Source organism: Lentibacter sp. (genome assembly GCF_029254145.1).
Lineage (GTDB): Bacteria > Pseudomonadota > Alphaproteobacteria > Rhodobacterales > Rhodobacteraceae > Lentibacter.
This window is the reverse complement of record NZ_JAQWYD010000075.1, coordinates 1-16,882: the sequence shown is the minus strand read 5'-3', so window position 1 is coordinate 16,882 and position 16,882 is coordinate 1. Positions and strand designations below refer to the sequence as shown.

The window sequence follows — 16,882 nt, the reverse complement described above, 5'->3', positions numbered from 1 at the left end:
GAGCCAAGCTGTGCGGCGAGAGGATTGACCCGCTTGAGCAGGGCATCGCCTTGATATGAGAAAGCTAACTCGGCGCCCGCATCGGCGCAGGCCTTAGCGATCCCCCAAGCAATCGACTTGTCGTTTGCCAGGCCCATGATAAGCCCGCGCTTGCCTGCCAAAAGCTGATTTGACATCTATATCTCCGCCCTGATGAACAATTGTTAATGAGTTATTGACGTCTTTAGGCGATTGCCTAGGGTGCTTCAAGTCTCAGGGCTTGAAAGGCAAAGGAAATACCATGACAGACAGAACAGGACTCTTTGCTGGCGATGATCCGTTTGCGATTGCGCAAACGTGGTTGAGCGAGGCTGAAACGACAGAAATCAATGATCCCAATGCGATAGCTTTGTCGACAGTGGATCCAGACGGGCTGCCCAATGCGCGGATGGTTTTGCTCAAAGAGATCGAAGCGGATGCTTTTGTATTTTACACCAACTATGGCTCAGCAAAGGCTCAGGAATTGGATGCGGCGGGCAAGGGCGCTTTTGTGATGCATTGGAAGTCTTTGCGCCGACAAGTGCGTGTGCGCGGGCTGATAAGCAAGGTCGAAGGGCCGCAGGCTGACGCCTACTACAAGTCGCGTTCTCTGAAGAGCCGTTTGGGGGCTTGGGCGTCGGATCAATCGCAGCCGCTGAGCTCTAGAACGAGCCTAATGGCCAAGGTAGCAAAGATCACGGCAGAAAAAGGCACGAATCCCGAACGGCCACCGTTTTGGGGCGGGTATCGTATTGCGCCGCTTGAAATTGAGTTCTGGGCAGATGGTGCTTTTCGGTTACATGACCGGTTTCGCTGGCGGCGGGCAGATACTGGATCAGCGTGGGAAATACTGCGTCTAAATCCGTGATTTAGCTATTTTGAGTATTTTGCGGCCTCAAATGATTTGACGTGTTATTTCACATTATTTTTTGAAAATTGCACTTTTTTGGTTGAATTAATCAACCGTTTACCCGCATGGAACGTAAGGGGACGGAGTGTAATGGACAGGAAAGTAGATTTTGATAGTGGAAGACGTATTGTTAGTTCGCGGCAGCGTGAAGTGGTTTGATCCCGTAAAGGGATTTGGCTTCGTCGTTGCTGATACAGGCGGACCAGATATCTTGTTGCACGCCAACGTGTTGCGTAACTTCGGGCAAAATTCGATCGCTGATGGCGCTCGGATAGAACTGAGTGCACAGATTACAGAACGCGGCGTACAGGCGATAGAAGTGCTTGAGATCGAGCCACCAGTGAACACTGGCGAGCCGGCATTGGCTGACTTTGAGGATATTGACCCTGCGATCATCGCGGCGGCCACTCTCGAAGCCGCACGTGTCAAATGGTTTGATAAAAGCAAGGGTTTTGGCTTTGCAAATGTCTACGGCAAGGACGATGATGTGTTTGTACATATCGAAGTGCTCCGCCGCTCAGGCTTTGCTGACCTTCAGCCAGGTGAGGCGGTTGCGATCAAAGTGATTGATGGCAAGCGTGGGCGCATGGCAACGGAGGTTTGCTCTTGGGAAAGCGCGATCTAAACCTGAAGACACCCATGAAAACGCAAGGGGCGGCCATATTGGCCGCTCTTTTCTTGTATTTAACGCTTGCTGGCAGTGCTTTGGCTGCAAAGTGCAGTGACGATACTGTTGATTTGCGCGGGCCTTGGGGCACTGAGCGTTTTACCGTAGAAATAGCAGATACGGAGCGCGAGCGCGCTATTGGTTTGATGCATCGTGAAAACCTGCCGCGTGGAGCCGGGATGTTGTTCGTCTATGAGGCACCTGCCGAACTGGCCTTTTGGATGCGTAATACGCTCATTGTGCTTGATCTCTTGTTTGCAGATGAAACAGGGCGCATCATTCACATTCATAATCGCGCACAACCCCTTGATGAAACGCTGATAAATAGCAATGGTAGGGCGCTTGCCGTACTGGAGATCAATGGTGGATTGGCCGCGCTCTATGGCGTTAAGGTCGGCAGCGAAATGCGCCATGTCATCTTTGATCAAACCTCTGCTGCTTGGCCTTGTGACTCCTAAACGAACCTGTTTGGACTTTTGAAGGAGACAAAAAAACGCCCCAGCAGCGAGCTGGAGCGTTTTTAGATTTACAGTTTTAAGGGTGCTCAGCCGCGACGGCGCCCACCTGTGCGGCCCGCGCGGCCACGGCCTTCTTGGCCCGCTTTGGGGGCAACGCGGTTGAAATTGATCCACGCTGCTCCACCGTCATCATTGTTGGTAAGGAAGTTGGCGGCACGAATGGCCTCCATTTCCTTGCCTGCGCGCGGCTTCGTTGAGCCAAGACCGAAGAGCTGACAGAAGGTTTCGTCATCCATATCTGCTGGAAGAACAAGGCCAGAGGCCTCAACTTCGGCGCGCTTTTCAGCGATTTTGGTCGGGCCAACGGGAATGGCCACAGGGTTCATAATTGCCGATGTCATGCCCGCAGTGATCGCCATAGGCAAGAAGGCGTTGTTGATACCGTGTCGGTTTGGCAGGCCAAAGGAGATGTTGGAGGCGCCACAGGTCGTGTTTACACCCAACTCTTCGCGCAAGCGGCGCACGAGCGTGAAGACCTGTAGGCCAGCTGTCCCCATTGCACCGATGGGCATAACGAGTGGATCGACCACGATATCATGCGCAGGGATACCGAAATCGGCAGCGCGTTCTACGATCTTCTTGGCGACGGCAAAGCGCACATCGGGGTCCTCTGAAATGCCTGTATCGTCATTTGAAATGGCCACAACGGGCACATTGTACTTTTTCACGAGCGGCAGAACGAGCTCGAGGCGCTCTTCCTCGCCGGTCACAGAGTTCAGCAGGGGGCGGCCTTCGGCGGCGGCGAGGCCAGCTTCCAGTGCGCCAGGAACAGAGCTGTCGATGCAGAGCGGAGAATCTGTGACTTCCTGCACTTTTTCAATCAGCTCGCGCATCAGCGTTGGCTCAACGAAGTTGTTGTCTGCATAGCGGGGGTCTTCGGCCATTTTGCCTGAGAACACGGCGCCCGAGTTGATATCAAGGATGGTTGCACCAGCCGCAACTTGGGCGATGGCGTCGGCCTGAACGCGGGTAAAGTCGCCGCGCTCCAGCTCTTCATTGAGCACTTTACGTCCTGTCGGGTTGATGCGCTCCCCGATCACTGTGAACGGCTGGTCAAAGCCGATGATCGCGGTTTTGGTTTTAGATTCGATGATTGTTCTTGTCATGTCTGCGCTTTCTTATGCTTGGTTTGCCAGGGCGTTCGCAGGAACGCCGGAAGCGCCGCCGTTGTCCGTTGCCCATGTGGCGTTTGTTTTGATGCCGCCGAGCGGGAAGAAGTGGACCTGCTCGATGTTAAAGTCGGGATTGGCCGCTTTGTGAGCGGCAAGTTCGGCCAGAACCTCTGTCGGCTCGTAGGGCAGAAGCAGCTTGGTGACATCCATCGCGCGCTTTTGCAGCACTTTGAGCGATGGGCCGACGCCACAGGCGATGGCGAATTTGATCAGCGTTTGTAGTTTGGCAGGGCCAGCGATCCCGATATGGACGGGGATATCAACACCTGCGGCTTTAAGGCCATTGGCCCATTCGATGATTGGACCAGCTTCAAAGGCAAACTGTGTGGCCAGCGCCATTCTGGCATCGGTGCGCTCAGAGAATTTCTGTTTCCATTGAAGCGCTTCTTCGACGTTTTTGTGGGAACCGTCTTTGTCGATGTCCTTGTTGCCCTCCGGGTGGCCTGCGACGTGAAGGCGCGTGAAGCCAGCTTTGTCAAAAAGGCCGCTTTCGAGGAGCTGCATTGAAGAATGGAACGCACCGTGCGTTTTGTCGACGCCGCCTGCAAGGAGGAGCGCTTGTTTCACGTTGGCTTCGCCTTGATACATCGCGATCCAGTTGGCGAGCATGGCTTCGTCGTGAATGATACGGGCCGGAAAATGCGGCATGACATCAAAACCCTCGGCATTGATGCGCGCAGCTGTTTCGACCATTTCTTCAATCGGCGTGCCTTCGATATGGGCGATATAGACGCGTGTCCCGGCTGGAAGGATTTCGCGGAAATCCTCGACTTTGGATGCGGTACGCGGCATCACCTCGATGGAATAGCCTTGCAGGAAAGCTTCCATCTGGGCAGGGTTGGCCGAGGCGGTGGCTGTGTCAGCCGTTTTTTTGCGGAAATTGAGCAGTGCCATCATGGCCTCCCTGATGTTCATGAGCGTCTAAGCCCAGCCTTCGTTTGCGATCAGCGCTTTGATGCGCTCCTTGTCGTATTCTGCATCTATGCGTGCCGCTTCTGAGGCGGCGATGTCGTCAGGCTCACCTTCGACTGTGAAAGGCTCAGCCTTGCGCCATTCTGCCATGTAGGCGTCACTGTCTTCTGCGCCGATTTTCATAGCGGCACGGTCGATCGCCTGCTCGAAGCGTTCGGGCAGGGGGGCTTTGGAGCCACGGCGGCCTTTGCCAACGATGACTTGGGCCGGAATGTCGCGCCAGTAAACGATTGTGACGTCGGGCATGTATGATTCCCTTTCCTCTTTGGTGATCAGGTCTAAAGGACGCTTGGCGCCCCGCAGCGCCCATTTTCGACTTTGCGGCGCATTTGAGCGACCTTGCGCATATTTCATAACAAAAATGAACGGGGGCGCCGCTTGGACGCCCCTGAAAAATCTTCATGGTTTTGATGAGGATCAGCCGATGATCCCACCATCTTCGCGGCGCACCGCAATAATGGCCGAGCGCGGGACATCGGTCATGTCGGGCCACTGGCTGCCGCCGTTTTCCCCTGGGTGCTGTATTCCAACAAACATTGTGCGACGATCAGCGGCCCATGACAGCCCTGTGACCTCGCATTCGTTGGGACCAACAAGAAAGCGGCGGATCTCGCCAGTTACAGGATCGCCCGCGAGCATTTGATTGTTCCCCTGACCTGCAAAGTCATCTGCGTTGGAGTAGTTTCCATCAGTTTGGATCCAGAGCAGGCCAGCCTCGTCAAAGGCAAGGCCATCAGGAGAGTTAAACATATTCCCTATGGAGAGGTTGTCGGAGCCCGCACGCGCGTCTTGGTGGACGTCTGGATTGCCAGCCATCACGCAAAGATCCCATGTGAAGCCTTGAGCCTCGAATGAAGGGTTTGTGACGTTGGGATGATACGTGAAACCCCTTGCAGAAGGTTGGTGTGCAGCATAGTTTGAAGGCAACACGAAATGGAGGGCGTAACGATGACGCCCAAGCGTCCCAAAGGTGCGGGCGCTCCCTTGAAAACGGTTGAGAGCCCCGCGCCGAAACCGCTCGATTCTGGCCCGCTGTATGCGGCGCTGGATCTGGGCACGAACAGTTGCCGTATGCTGATTGCCCGACCGTCGGGCAGCCAGTTTCATGTGGTCGACAGCTATTCTAAATCTGTGCAGCTCGGGCTTGGCCTTGAGAGCACAGGGAAGCTGTCTCGTAGCTCGATGCAGCGCACGATTCAGGCGCTGAAAACCTGTCAGCAGAAATTGAAACGTCATAAGGTGCGCAAGATGCGGCTTGTGGCGACAGAGGCCTGCCGCCGCGCCCAGAATTCTGCCGAGTTTCTTGCCAAAATCAAACGCGAAACCGGATTGGTGCTGGATATCATTCCTGCGGAAGAGGAAGCACGGCTGGCTGTGATCTCTTGTGCTCCCCTTGTGAGCCCGAAGACCGAGCAGTTGCTTGTCGTCGATATTGGCGGCGGTTCGACCGAGCTGGTCTGGATTGATCTGTCTGATGTGCCCAAAAAGCAGCGCGCCAAGGCGATTATGCGCATGCACCGCGGCTTTAGTCATCAGGTCGGGAATGAGCCTGTGGCCAAGGTTGTTGATTGGATTTCTGTGCCTTTGGGCGTGGCCACGCTTAAGGATCAGTTTGAAGATGTTGAGGACGATGCCGCGCGCTTCGCTTTGATGAGCTGGTTTTTTGAAGAAAATCTCGCTGATTTCACGCCCTATCAAGATGTGCAGCAGCGCGAACGCTTTCAGATTGTGGGGACATCGGGCACTGTAACAACAGTGGCGGCGAGCCATCTGGGCCTCAAGCGCTACGACCGCACGAAAGTAGACGGGTTGCGGATGAACTCTGAGGAAATTGATACAGTCATTCGCGACTACCTTGCGCTTGGACCAGAAGGGCGCAGGCTTGATCCACGGATCGGGCAGGACCGTCAGGCGTTAATTATGTCGGGGAGCGCTATTTTGCAGGCTTTGCTGCGCTGCTGGCCGACCGATCGGCTCAGTGTGGCCGACCGCGGCCTGCGCGAAGGACTGCTCTATGCGCAGATGAGTGCGGATGGTGTCTTGGAGGACGGGCCTTTTTAGGCTAGAGCGAAAACATGGCAAAAAAACCAGACGGAAAAAACACTTCGGGGCGCGGACAACGTGAGCTGAAAGTCAAGGTCAAGACGGCGCGCGGGCGACGCAGCTCTTCCACGCGTTGGCTTCAGCGGCAGTTGAATGACCCCTACGTAAAACGCGCGCAGGCCGAAGGGTATCGCGGGCGCGCAGCGTTTAAAATCATGGAGCTAGATGATAAGTTTGGTTTTCTTGCTCCTGGTGCGCGGGTCGTTGACCTTGGGTGTGCGCCGGGTGGTTGGCTGCAAGTGGCGGTGCCACGCGTGAATGCGATTGGCGAGAAGCCTGGGCCTATCGGCACGCTCTTGGGCGTTGATTTACAGGTGGTTGAACCAATTGTAGGCTGTGAAATACACCAACTTGATTTTATGGACGACGGTGCGGACGATCAGGTCAAGGAATGGCTTGGCGGTAAGGCCGATGTGGTGATGTCGGATATGGCGGCGTCGAGCTCAGGGCACAAACAAACCGATCACTTGCGTATTATCTCGCTTTGCGAAGCAGCTGCTTACTTTGCGTTTGATGTGCTTGAAGACGGTGGGACCTTCGTTGCCAAGGTTCTGGCTGGGGGCGCGGAAGGCGAGTTGCAGAAGCTATTGAAGCAGAAGTTTACCAAAGTGGTGAACGTGAAGCCACCCAGCTCTCGTTCTGACAGCTCTGAAAAATTCGTTATTGCAACTGGCTTTAGGGGCTAAAGCTCATCTGGAGGCGTAAAGGCTTTGCTGTGCGGAGGCGATGAAGCCTTGCACATCATTCGGCCCTTGGGCTTCTAGCGTTGATGCTGGAGCTGCTGCTTGCGCCAGATTATGCTGGCGGATCAGCTCAAAGAGCCGCGCGTGGCGCGCAGGTTTTGGAACGCAGGTCATAGGCAGAGCCCTCACAGCTAGATGCCCACACCCAAGCCGATAGCGCTTAACATGTCGCTAAAATGGGGCGAAAATGGTCCCTAACTTTTGTTTTTTTTGTGATGTTTTGCCGCTAGGGGATGTTACGTGAGCTTTTGAGCTGGTTTTCATTTGATGAATGCGCGCTCATAACAGTGTGCAAAGGGTGGGCGACATGTCAGAGACAATCAGCGATATCTTTATCATTGGCGGCGGTGTGAACGGATGCGGGATTGCCCGCGACGCGGCTGGGCGCGGGCTGAGTGTTACGCTTGTAGAGCAGGGCGATCTGGCGTCTGGTACATCCTCAGCCTCGACGAAGCTTTTTCATGGTGGGCTGAGATATTTAGAGTATTTTGAATTCCGTCTTGTGAAAGAAGCCTTAAAAGAGCGGGAAGTGTTGCTGGGTATGATGCCGCATATCAGCTGGCCAATGCGCTTTGTTCTGCCGCTCAGCAAAGATATGCGCTTTGACGCGGAAACGCCTGCATCAAGACTTTTGGCTGGGCTGATGCCCTGGATGAAGGGGTGGCGTCCAAGCTGGTTGATCCGCCTTGGGCTATTTTTTTACGATCACATGGGCGGGCGTAAGGTTTTGGCCGCAACGCAGGCTCTAGAGCTTGTTGGTGCCGTTGAAGGCGATGTTCTTAACGCGCGCTTTGAGCGCGCCTTCGAATATTCGGATGTTTGGGTTGATGATGCGCGGCTTGTGAGCCTGAATGCGCGGGATGCTGCGGAGCGGGGCGCGCGGATTTTGACCCGTGCCAGGTTCGTGAATGCGGAGCGTATCGGCGGGCTCTGGCGGATCACAGTTGCGCTGAACGGGACACAAGAGCAGTATCTTTCGCGCGCGTTGGTCAATGCTGCGGGGCCATGGGTGGCGCAGGCCCTGACCTATGTCAGCACGGATATGCGTGGGCAGATCAGGCTGGTGCGTGGCTCCCATATTGTCGTGCCGAAGCTTTACGACCATGACAAATGCTATTTTTTGCAAGGTGAAGATGGTCGGATCTGTTTTCTTATTCCTTATGAAGATGACTTCACGCTCATTGGGACTACAGATGCAGAGCATGGTGCCGCTGATGAAAAGCCAGAGGCAAGCGCGCGGGAACAGGCTTATCTGATTGATTTTGTGAACGGGTATTTACGAGACAAGATCACAACTGCTGATATTGTTTGGTCTTATTCAGGAGTGCGACCTTTGCAGGACGACGGGCAGGCCAGCGCCTCTGCTGCAACTCGCGATTATGAGCTGCGGCTTGAAAGAGTAGATGCTGCACTTTTGACGGTTTTTGGCGGAAAAATAACCACCTATCGCAAACTGTCAGAAGCTGCTGTAGATTTGCTCGCGCCTGCAAGCCGCCCTTGGACAAAGGGGGTCGCGCTGCCTGGGGGGAATTTTAAGGTTGCCGATAAACACGCTTTAGAAGAGCAGGCTGCCGCGAAATATCCGTTTCTGGAGGCGCGAACCGTGCGCCGACTGGTCAGGAGCTATGGTCTAGATGTTTTTGATATTCTTGGGGATTGCAAGGCAGTCGAGGATTTGGGCGCAGGGCTTAGTACTGCAGAGGTGGACTGGTTGGTCGCGCGCGAGTTTGCTCAGAGTGCCGAGGATATTCTCTGGCGGCGCAGCAAGCTTGGGCTCCACATGCCTGCTGCAGGTGTTGCGGCGCTTGAGGCATATCTTGGTGCGCTCTAGGCTTTGCACTGAGGGGGGCGTGACATGAGTTATATTCTGGCGATTGATCAAGGCACGACAAGTTCGCGCGCGATTGTGTTTGATGCAGATATGCGTCCTCAAGGAAGTGCGCAGGAAGAGTTTGCGCAGCATTTCCCACGCTCAGGGTGGGTTGAGCACGCGCCAGAGGATCTGTGGCAAACTGTTTTGCGTTCGTGTGAGGGCGCTTTGAGGGCTGCTGGCATTTCAGCACAGGCCCTTGCAGGAATCGGGATCACCAACCAGCGTGAGACAACATTGCTTTGGGACCGTGCGACAGGAGAGCCGCTCTATAACGCGATTGTCTGGCAAGATCGTCGGACAAGCGATGCCTGTACAGCGCTGAAAGAGGCGGGGCATGAAACCCTTATTCGCGCCAAGACGGGACTTTTGTTGGATCCTTATTTCAGTGGAACAAAGTTGGCTTGGCTCTTGGACAGCGTGGAGGGCGCGCGTGCGCGGGCTGAGGCGGGGGAATTGGCCTTTGGCACTGTCGATAGCTGGCTCGTTTGGAACCTCACGGGGGGGCGTGTTCATGCGACAGATGCAACCAATGCTTCGCGCACTTTGCTCTATGACATTCATGCTGGGGCGTGGAGCAAAGAGATTTGCACGCTTCTAGGTATCCCGATGAGCCTTTTGCCTGAAGTAAAGGATTGTTCGGCGCTATTTGGGACGACTGATGTATTGGGTGCAACTGTGCCGATCTCGGGAATGGCCGGCGATCAGCAGGCGGCCACGATTGGGCAGGGCTGTTTCAGTGCAGGGATGATGAAAGCGACCTATGGCACAGGCTGTTTTGCGCTTTTGAACACAGGGCGAGACGCGGTCACATCTGAGCACAAACTCCTGACAACGATCGCCTATCAGCTTGAGGGTGAGGTCACCTATGCGCTCGAAGGGTCAATTTTTGTGGCCGGAGCCGTTGTGCAGTGGTTGCGCGATGGGCTTGGCGTTATAGACGCCGCGCCTGACACGCAGGCCTTGGCGGAATCTGCAGATTGTGCTCAGGACGTTATCATTGTGCCCGCTTTTACTGGGCTTGGTGCGCCGTATTGGAACCCCGACTGTCGCGGTGCGGCTTTTGGGCTGACACGGGCGACAGGGCCTGCGGAGATGGCCCGTGCTGCTCTGGAATCGGTTGGGTATCAAACGCGAGACTTGCTGGAGGCCATGCGGGCGGATTGGGGGGACAGCGCTGAGGCCGCTCTGAGAGTGGACGGCGGGATGTGTGCTTCGGACTGGACAATGCAGTTTTTGACCGACATCACGGGGGCCCAAGTCGATCGGCCCAGCATTCTTGAGACGACAGCGCTTGGTGCGGCTTGGCTCGCGGGTCATGCGGCGGGGCTATACCCGGATCAGGCAGGATTTGCGCAGATGTGGCAGCTGGATCGCAGCTTTATGCCTCAGATGAGCGCGGCGCAGCGGGCACAGAAATATGAGCGCTGGCAACGCGCCGTTGCGGCGGCGCAGGCGGTTTAGGGTACAGGCGTGTGCCATGGTATTATGGATGAACAAGAGGGCCGTGATGGGAATGGGCGAGGTATCTATCAATTCAGAACGGCTTTGGCGGCGCCTGATGGCAATGGGGGAGATTGGTGCAACTCCAGGGGGTGGCTCGCACAGGCTGACCTTGACGGATGAAGATGAGGCGGGTCGTCAGCTGTTCTTGGGCTGGTGCGCTGAACGTGGGTATGACGTTCAGTATGATCAGGTCGGAAATCTCTTTGTTCGGCGTGCCGGGGGGAGCCGCAACGCCCAGCCGCTGGCGATCGGATCACATTTGGACACCCAGCCTAGAGGCGGGCGCTTTGACGGTATCTTGGGTGTATTGGCGGCGCTGGAAGTTCTTGAGACGCTGGATGACAACGGCATCGAGACCGATATGCCTGTTGATATCGTGGTGTGGACCAATGAGGAGGGCTCACGCTTTCAGCCTGCAATGATGGGGTCTGGCGTGCATTGTGGCGTGCATTCGCTTGAGGCTGTGCGCAGCACGCTAGATGACAAAGGGCTGAGCGTGGGGGCGGAGCTTGATCGCCTTGGCTATTCACAGGGGCTTATACCGGGGGCCCGGTCGATCGGCCAGTATCTTGAGCTGCATATTGAGCAGGGTCCTGTGCTGGAGGATGCTGGCACTGTGATTGGCGCGGTCACGGGTGGACAAGCGATCCGCTGGTATGAGCTCAGCCTGCAGGGCCAAGAAACCCACGCTGGTCCTGTCCCTATGACACAACGACGAGACCCTATGCCGGCTTTGGCACGTGTGATTGAGCTTGTGTATCAGGTCGGCCTGCAAGACGAGGCCGCACGAGCGACGATTGGCGTGCTAAATGCGCAGCCGGGCTCCATTAATGTGATGCCTGGACGAATTGATCTCACGGTTGATCTGCGGCACCCGATTGAAACGCGTCTCAAGGAGATGGACGCGGCGTTTCGGGCGGGTCTTGATGACCTTCAAGCTGCGGAGCGCAAGATAGTGATCAGTTTAGAAGAAATTTGGCATTCGCCTGTGGTGTTGTTTGACCATACTCTCACAGAGGCCGTGCGCCAGAGCGCGACTGGGCGTGGGCTTCCTGTGCAAGATGTGATCTCGGGGGCGGGTCATGATGCTTTTTATATGGCGCGGGCTGTTCCCAGCGCGCTCGTTTTTGTTCCTTGCAGAGACGGGCTGAGCCACAATGAAGCCGAGTACACGAGCCCTGAACACGCGGCAGCTGGGGCAAATGTTTTGCTTGATGTTGCTTTGAGGGTGGCCTGTGGCCGATAGGCGCCGAATTGCCATTTGACACAAAGGCAGCGGGGTTTGCCATTGAACCAGCGCTGCATTTGACTAGGTTATCAGCAAGCGGATCACCCGAAAGGTATGCCATGACGCGTGTTGTTTTCTCCAAGCTCTCTGTCTTAGCTATTTGGGCGGTCTGTGCTGTGGCTCTCATGTCCGTTCAATCTGGTGCAAAAGCTGAGGCCAATTCGGCGCGCTTGGAAGCCTTTCTAGAAGTGACAGGCTTTGATGTTGCGCTGGAAAGTATGCGTGTCGGCGCGACGAACGCGCCCCAAATTCTGGGCATGGAGGCGCAAGACTTCGGTTTACAGTGGACAGCTCTGGCCGATCAGGTTTTTGAGCCGACCCTCATTCGGAAAGATGCTAAGCAGCTGCTGGCGCAGGCATTGAGTGATGAGATGCTCGCACATGCCGCTGGGTTCTATGCGTCTGATTTAGGAATGCGTTTGGTGGAGGTCGAAAACGCAGCTCATTCTGCAGAAGATGGTGCTGATGACTATGCACGCGGAGAGGCGCTTGTAGCTGATATGGTTGCAGAGGGCAGCGTACGTCTTGCGCTTCTCAAGCGTATGAACCACGCGATTGACCCCGAAAATATTGGTACGCAAGCAGCACAGGAAGTCCAAATCCGCTTTTTGCTGGCGGCGTCAGATGCGGGTGTGATCAACAGGATTGACGAGGCCACATTGCGCAGTCTGATGGAAGAGCAGGCAGCGGAGATGGCTGTTGAAATAGAAGCATCGGCCCTTGCGAGCGCTGCGCGTATCTATGAGGGCTTTAGCGATGCGGAGGTTCAGGCTTATGCAGAAGCCCTCGAAGATCCGGTGATGCAAAAGGTCTATGAGTTGATGAACGGGGTGCAATATGCGCTGATGGCAGACCGTTATGAGAAGCTTGCATTGCGAATGGCCGAGTTGAGCCCTGGCCAAGAACTGTGAAACTTTTTGGCGCGGCTCTTTTGTCTGTCTGGGCGCTGACCGCACAGGCGGACCCTGTTGATGATTTGCTTGAGACACTGGGATCAGATGCTCTGATCGATGTGTTGCGTGAAGAGTTTCTCGACTATGGGCATATGGTTGGTGAGGCGATGCTGCCTGATGCTGGTGGTGCAGCATGGCGCGATATCCTGAAGCGACTGTATGACCCTTCAATGATGCACCTGCGTGTCCGGTCTGCGATGGAGGGAAGCTTTGCAGGCGTAAATTTTAGCGAGCTGCTCACGTTTTATCAGTCCGATCGTGGCCAACGTATTGTTGAAGCTGAACTGGCGGGGCGCAAGTATTTGTTGCTTGAGGGGGCGCAGGAAACTGCAGAGGCCGCTTGCTTGGAGCCGCCAGAACGTGCCGAAGCTTTGCTTGAGTTTGCGCAGGTGAATGATCTTTTGGAGCGCAATGTGACGGGAACGCTGAATTCGGATCTGGCGTTTTACCGCGGATTGATTGAGGTCGGTGTCTTTGAGATGCAGGAGGGAGATGTGCTGGCCGAGGTTCAGGCGCGGATGCCCGAAATCCGCGTCTCGCTGGAGGCTTGGATTTCGGCCTATCTCTGCGCTGCGCTTGGCGATTTACCCGAGGCGGATCTGGCGGCCTACATAGCGTTTTCTAAAACTGATGAGGGCGCAGCGCTGAACACAGCAATTTTTGAGGGCTATGGCGCGCTTTCTGAGGACCTGAGCTACGCCATTGGCTTGGCGGTTTCCGTCCAGATGTTTGGAGAAGACCTCTAGGCCCGAATATTTGGCAGAAAGCCAACATATACGGCAAGTTTCTTTAGCGAACACGCTTGACTTGGGGCTGCGTATTCACGATAAGCTCGCAGCTGGAGGGGGAAACCGCTCCGGAATTATTATTAATGACGTTCCCAAGAGGAACGCGCTGTTCGAGGCGGCGGGGCGAAACTCCCTGCTAAAACACTGCAAACGCAGGGGCCACAGAATGCGGATGATGAAAAGGAAAGACCCATGTTCGCGGTCCTGAAAACAGGCGGCAAGCAATATAAAGTTCAATCGGGCGATGTGCTCCGTGTTGAAAGACTTGCAGCCGATGCTGGTGAAACAATCCAGTTCAACGAAATTCTGATGCTTGGTGGTGATGCTCCTGTTGTCGGTGCTCCTATGGTCGACGGCGCAGCCGTTCAGGCTGAAGTGATCGACCAGATCAAAGGCAAGAAGGTGATTAACTTCGTTAAGCGCCGTCGTAAGCACTCATCAAAGCGTACGGTCGGGCACCGTCAGAAGCTTACGCTTCTTCGTATCACTGACATTCTTGCAAGTGGTGGCGATAAGACTGGTGTAAAAGCCGCAATTGGCACAGGTTCAGTGTCTGGCTTTGTAGCGAAACCAGCTAACGAGAAGAAGCCAGCAGCTAAAAAAGCCGCCGCTCCTAAGGCCGCCACAGCTCCAGCCGCTTCTGGTGACGATCTGACACAAATCACAGGTGTTGGCCCAGCCGCAGCGAAGAAGCTCGTAGCAGCCGGCATCAACACTTTTGCAGACCTCGCAAAAGTAGACGTAGACAGCTTTGACGCAGTGAAAGTGAAACCCGAGTGGGTTGCACAAGCTGCTGATCTGTCGAAGTAAGCGCAGTAGGAGAGAAACGATATGGCACATAAAAAAGCTGGCGGTTCATCCCGTAACGGTCGCGACTCAGCGGGTCGCCGTCTTGGCGTAAAAAAATATGGTGGCGAAGTCGTCATCGGTGGTAACATCATCGTACGTCAGCGCGGCACAAAGTTTTGGCCGGGCGCAGGCGTTGGCATGGGTAAAGATCACACGATCTTCGCCACAGCCAATGGCAACGTGAAGTTCCACAAAGGTCTCAAAGGCCGCACCTTTATTTCGGTCCTCCCAGTGGCGGAGGCCGCTGAGTAACCGGACCTTAAGGTTTTAAGACAAACAAGGGATCGGTGAAGAACCGGTCCCTTTTTCGTATTTGGGAGCTCAAGAATGAGCGTTTCTGTGGCAGCATTTCTCGTCTTTGGGGCGTCTCAGGTGGGCACACCTGGGCCGGCCAATATGGCGCTTATGGCCACGGGCGCGCGCTTTGGCTTTCGCGCGGCTTTGCCTTTTGTGGCAGGTGTGGCGCTTGGCAAACAGCTCATCATTTGGCCGATTGGCTTTGGCCTGATGGAGCTCGCTAAGTCGGCACCTTGGGTTTTTGAAGCGCTGAAGTGGGCCAGTGTGGCTTACATTTGCTGGCTGGCTTGGAAAGTGGCGAACATGCGCCTCAGCGCGGGTGTATCTGAGGGCACAGCGCCTGGTTTCTTGGCTGGCCTCTGGGTGCATCCTCTTAATCCAAAGGCATGGGCGATGATCACGACGGGGTTCACCAGCTTTACAGCTGCGGGCACGCCGAGCCTTGAAGCCACGCTGACGATCGCTCTTTGCCTGCTTGGTTTGCAACTCGTGTTGCATCCTATCTGGGCCTATGCAGGGGATCGGATCGCAACACTTCTGGCGGGGAGGCCAGAAGAAAAATACCTTATGTGGAGCCTTGCAGCTTTGACTGTGGCTTCTGTTTTACTCGTGTTGTTTTAAAGAGGAGAGCGCATGATACATGTTAGAAGTGTCACGCAAGACATTATCAATAAAGATAAATTTGATTTGAGGCCGCTTGTGGCTTTTGACCAGGCCATGATTGATCTTTATGCTGGCGACGAACGTGTGGCGCATAATACAAGCCGTATCGCGCATCCTTTGCCGCCAGGTCACACTGAGGCGTTTATCAAGCGGGCTCAGAGCGCAGATCGGTTTGAAGATATCTGGGCGATTGATGCCAGCAAAGATGGCGGCCCCAGCCTGACTGGAATTATTAGCCTGTCGCGGATGGATCGAAATCAATCTGAGATCGGCTATTGGGTCGCACCTGCATTCTGGAACACAGGAATCGCATCGGGGGCTGTTGAAGCACTGATTGAGGCCAATCCGCAAGGCTGCGAAACGATCTTTGCCTGTGTTTTTCAAGACAATCCTGCATCAGCCCGTGTGCTGACAAACCAAGGGTTTGAGTATATTGGCGATGCAGAAACTTTTTGTGTTGCGCGCAACACCAATGTGGCGACATGGACATACATCTGCAAACTCAGTTGAGCCGCCCAATAGCGGGCGTTAAGGAGACGATATGAAATTTCTTGATCTTGCAAAGGTCTATATTCGCTCCGGCTCGGGCGGCGGTGGCTGTATTAGCTTCCGACGCGAGAAGTTTATTGAATATGGTGGCCCTGACGGTGGCGACGGTGGTCGCGGTGGCGACGTCTGGGTCGAAGTGGTTGACGGGCTCAATACGCTTATCGATTTTCGCTATCAGCAGCATTTCTTTGCCAACAATGGTCAGTCCGGTATGGGCAGCCAGCGGACGGGTAAGGACGGGGATGACGTTATTTTGCGCGTGCCGGTCGGGACCGAAATCCTTGAAGAAGACGGCGAGACAGTGATCGCCGACCTGACAGAACTTGGGCAGCGGTTGCGCATCGCCAAAGGCGGCAACGGTGGATTTGGCAACCTTCACTTTAAATCGTCAACAAACCAAGCGCCACGCCGAGCAAATTCGGGCCAAGAGGGTGTTGAGCGTACGATCTGGCTACGCCTAAAGCTGATTGCTGATGCTGGGCTTCTTGGGCTGCCGAACGCAGGCAAGAGCACCTTTTTAGCAGCGACTTCTAACGCGAGACCCAAAATTGCTGACTATCCCTTTACCACGCTTCACCCAAACCTTGGCGTTGTTGGAGTCGATGGTGCTGAGTTTGTTATTGCGGACATTCCAGGCCTCATTGAAGGGGCACATGAAGGCGTTGGTCTTGGTGTGCGCTTTTTGGGGCATGTGGAACGCTGTGCTGTGCTTTTGCATTTGATTGACGGTACCTCTGGCGACCCCGTGGGCGACTACAAGACGATTATTGGAGAACTGGAAGCCTATGGCGGCGAGCTTGCAAACAAGGCCCGCGTTACAGTCCTCAACAAGATTGACGCTTTGGACGCTGAGGAACGGGAATTCCTCAAGGATGAAGTTGAGGCAGCGACAGGCACATCGATTATGTTGATGTCTGGTGTGACGGGTGAAGGCGTGACCGATGTCCTGCGGGCGTTGCGCGCCAAGATTATCGAGATGCGGGCCGCGGAGGCAGCGCTCGGCATGGAGGCGGAGC

20 protein-coding genes and 1 pseudogene are annotated in these 16,882 nt (G+C 55.2%); 15 read left to right on the top strand and 6 right to left on the bottom strand.

From position 1 onward, the window contains the following. Positions 1-176: SDR family oxidoreductase (locus tag P8O11_RS08975; RefSeq protein ID WP_300293766.1), on the bottom strand; the 176-nt coding region annotated here is incomplete at its 3' end. A 104-nt stretch (positions 177-280) separates the two neighbouring features. On the opposite strand from P8O11_RS08975, the gene pdxH reads away from it, so the two are divergent. From pdxH to P8O11_RS08960, 3 genes are all read left to right on the top strand, one after another. Continuing rightward, on the top strand, positions 281-886 hold the full coding sequence (pdxH, locus tag P8O11_RS08970; RefSeq protein WP_300293765.1) for a pyridoxamine 5'-phosphate oxidase: 606 nt from the start codon (positions 281-283) through the stop codon (positions 884-886). Between the two features lie 151 nt (positions 887-1,037). Beyond that, on the top strand, positions 1,038-1,553 hold the full coding sequence (locus P8O11_RS08965; protein ID WP_271437033.1) for a cold-shock protein: 516 nt from the start codon (positions 1,038-1,040) through the stop codon (positions 1,551-1,553). Positions 1,554-1,591: 38 nt separating this feature from the next. Further along, positions 1,592-2,053, top strand: a complete 462-nt coding sequence (locus P8O11_RS08960; protein WP_300293764.1) for a DUF192 domain-containing protein — start codon at positions 1,592-1,594, stop codon at positions 2,051-2,053. An 86-nt stretch (positions 2,054-2,139) separates the two neighbouring features. On the opposite strand, the gene P8O11_RS08955 is transcribed toward P8O11_RS08960, so the two are convergent. From P8O11_RS08955 to P8O11_RS08940, 4 genes and pseudogenes are all read right to left on the bottom strand, one after another. Then, positions 2,140-3,219 (bottom strand): dihydropteroate synthase, encoded by a 1,080-nt coding sequence (locus P8O11_RS08955; RefSeq protein ID WP_300293763.1) that lies wholly within the window; start codon positions 3,217-3,219, stop codon positions 2,140-2,142. A gap of 12 nt (positions 3,220-3,231) precedes the next feature. Further along, the gene (locus P8O11_RS08950) at positions 3,232-4,179 is read right to left on the bottom strand and encodes a methylenetetrahydrofolate reductase (protein WP_300293762.1); all 948 of its coding nucleotides are present in this window, start codon (positions 4,177-4,179) and stop codon (positions 3,232-3,234) included. Between the two features lie 27 nt (positions 4,180-4,206). Beyond that, positions 4,207-4,503, bottom strand: coding sequence for a virulence factor (locus P8O11_RS08945; RefSeq protein WP_089891656.1), 297 nt, complete (start codon positions 4,501-4,503; stop codon positions 4,207-4,209). 171 nt (positions 4,504-4,674) lie between these two features. Further along, positions 4,675-5,103: pseudogene (locus P8O11_RS08940) on the bottom strand (alkaline phosphatase PhoX); the annotation flags it as partial. A gap of 102 nt (positions 5,104-5,205) precedes the next feature. On the opposite strand from P8O11_RS08940, the gene P8O11_RS08935 reads away from it, so the two are divergent. Continuing rightward, complete coding sequence (locus P8O11_RS08935) at positions 5,206-6,318, top strand: Ppx/GppA phosphatase family protein (protein ID WP_089890888.1); 1,113 nt, start codon at positions 5,206-5,208, stop codon at positions 6,316-6,318. A 14-nt stretch (positions 6,319-6,332) separates the two neighbouring features. Continuing rightward, positions 6,333-7,046 (top strand): RlmE family RNA methyltransferase, encoded by a 714-nt coding sequence (locus tag P8O11_RS08930; protein ID WP_089890891.1) that lies wholly within the window; start codon positions 6,333-6,335, stop codon positions 7,044-7,046. 3 nt (positions 7,047-7,049) lie between these two features. Here the strand turns inward: P8O11_RS08930 and P8O11_RS08925 are convergent, their stop codons facing one another. Continuing rightward, a complete protein-coding gene (locus tag P8O11_RS08925) occupies positions 7,050-7,217 on the bottom strand; it encodes a hypothetical protein (RefSeq protein WP_300293761.1) in 168 nt (55 codons plus the stop codon). Between the two features lie 193 nt (positions 7,218-7,410). Between P8O11_RS08925 and glpD the strand changes: the two genes are divergently transcribed. The 10 genes from glpD to obgE form a co-directional block, all read left to right on the top strand. Continuing rightward, positions 7,411-8,934 carry a glycerol-3-phosphate dehydrogenase gene (glpD, locus tag P8O11_RS08920; RefSeq protein ID WP_300293760.1) on the top strand — a complete coding sequence of 508 codons (1,524 nt, stop codon included), beginning with the start codon at positions 7,411-7,413 and terminating at the stop codon, positions 8,932-8,934. Between the two features lie 24 nt (positions 8,935-8,958). Beyond that, the gene (gene glpK / locus P8O11_RS08915; protein ID WP_300293759.1) at positions 8,959-10,437 is read left to right on the top strand and encodes a glycerol kinase GlpK; all 1,479 of its coding nucleotides are present in this window, start codon (positions 8,959-8,961) and stop codon (positions 10,435-10,437) included. Between the two features lie 16 nt (positions 10,438-10,453). Next, positions 10,454-11,725: a Zn-dependent hydrolase gene (locus tag P8O11_RS08910; protein WP_300293758.1), complete on the top strand. Its 1,272-nt coding sequence runs from the start codon at positions 10,454-10,456 to the stop codon at positions 11,723-11,725. A 101-nt stretch (positions 11,726-11,826) separates the two neighbouring features. Continuing rightward, a complete protein-coding gene (locus tag P8O11_RS08905; RefSeq protein ID WP_300293757.1) occupies positions 11,827-12,678 on the top strand; it encodes a DUF2059 domain-containing protein in 852 nt (283 codons plus the stop codon). After that, positions 12,675-13,466 carry a hypothetical protein gene (locus tag P8O11_RS08900; protein WP_300293756.1) on the top strand — a complete coding sequence of 264 codons (792 nt, stop codon included), beginning with the start codon at positions 12,675-12,677 and terminating at the stop codon, positions 13,464-13,466. Before P8O11_RS08905 ends, P8O11_RS08900 begins: the two co-directional genes overlap by 4 nt. Before the next feature lie 234 nt (positions 13,467-13,700). After that, complete coding sequence (locus P8O11_RS08895) at positions 13,701-14,318, top strand: 50S ribosomal protein L21 (protein WP_300293755.1); 618 nt, start codon at positions 13,701-13,703, stop codon at positions 14,316-14,318. A 21-nt stretch (positions 14,319-14,339) separates the two neighbouring features. After that, complete coding sequence (gene rpmA, locus P8O11_RS08890) at positions 14,340-14,609, top strand: 50S ribosomal protein L27 (RefSeq protein ID WP_089890909.1); 270 nt, start codon at positions 14,340-14,342, stop codon at positions 14,607-14,609. A gap of 75 nt (positions 14,610-14,684) precedes the next feature. Next, positions 14,685-15,275, top strand: a complete 591-nt coding sequence (locus tag P8O11_RS08885) for a LysE family translocator (RefSeq protein ID WP_300293754.1) — start codon at positions 14,685-14,687, stop codon at positions 15,273-15,275. 12 nt (positions 15,276-15,287) lie between these two features. Next, entirely contained in the window at positions 15,288-15,827 is a 540-nt protein-coding gene (locus P8O11_RS08880; protein WP_300293753.1) for a GNAT family N-acetyltransferase, read from the top strand. 31 nt (positions 15,828-15,858) lie between these two features. After that, positions 15,859-16,882 (top strand): GTPase ObgE (obgE, locus tag P8O11_RS08875; RefSeq protein ID WP_300293752.1); only part of this gene is annotated, 1,024 nt, incomplete at its 3' end.

Coding starts and splice junctions, on each gene's coding strand:
- pdxH (WP_300293765.1), top strand. CDS start 281: ATGACAGACAGAACAGGACTCTTTGCTGGCGATGATCCGTTTGCGATT.
- P8O11_RS08955 (WP_300293763.1), bottom strand. CDS start 3,219: ATGACAAGAACAATCATCGAATCTAAAACCAAAACCGCGATCATCGGC.
- P8O11_RS08950 (WP_300293762.1), bottom strand. CDS start 4,179: ATGGCACTGCTCAATTTCCGCAAAAAAACGGCTGACACAGCCACCGCC.
- P8O11_RS08945 (WP_089891656.1), bottom strand. CDS start 4,503: ATGCCCGACGTCACAATCGTTTACTGGCGCGACATTCCGGCCCAAGTC.
- P8O11_RS08935 (WP_089890888.1), top strand. CDS start 5,206: ATGACGCCCAAGCGTCCCAAAGGTGCGGGCGCTCCCTTGAAAACGGTT.
- P8O11_RS08930 (WP_089890891.1), top strand. CDS start 6,333: ATGGCAAAAAAACCAGACGGAAAAAACACTTCGGGGCGCGGACAACGT.
- P8O11_RS08925 (WP_300293761.1), bottom strand. CDS start 7,217: ATGACCTGCGTTCCAAAACCTGCGCGCCACGCGCGGCTCTTTGAGCTG.
- glpD (WP_300293760.1), top strand. CDS start 7,411: ATGTCAGAGACAATCAGCGATATCTTTATCATTGGCGGCGGTGTGAAC.
- glpK (WP_300293759.1), top strand. CDS start 8,959: ATGAGTTATATTCTGGCGATTGATCAAGGCACGACAAGTTCGCGCGCG.
- P8O11_RS08910 (WP_300293758.1), top strand. CDS start 10,454: ATGGTATTATGGATGAACAAGAGGGCCGTGATGGGAATGGGCGAGGTA.
- P8O11_RS08905 (WP_300293757.1), top strand. CDS start 11,827: ATGACGCGTGTTGTTTTCTCCAAGCTCTCTGTCTTAGCTATTTGGGCG.
- P8O11_RS08895 (WP_300293755.1), top strand. CDS start 13,701: ATGTTCGCGGTCCTGAAAACAGGCGGCAAGCAATATAAAGTTCAATCG.
- rpmA (WP_089890909.1), top strand. CDS start 14,340: ATGGCACATAAAAAAGCTGGCGGTTCATCCCGTAACGGTCGCGACTCA.
- P8O11_RS08885 (WP_300293754.1), top strand. CDS start 14,685: ATGAGCGTTTCTGTGGCAGCATTTCTCGTCTTTGGGGCGTCTCAGGTG.
- P8O11_RS08880 (WP_300293753.1), top strand. CDS start 15,288: ATGATACATGTTAGAAGTGTCACGCAAGACATTATCAATAAAGATAAA.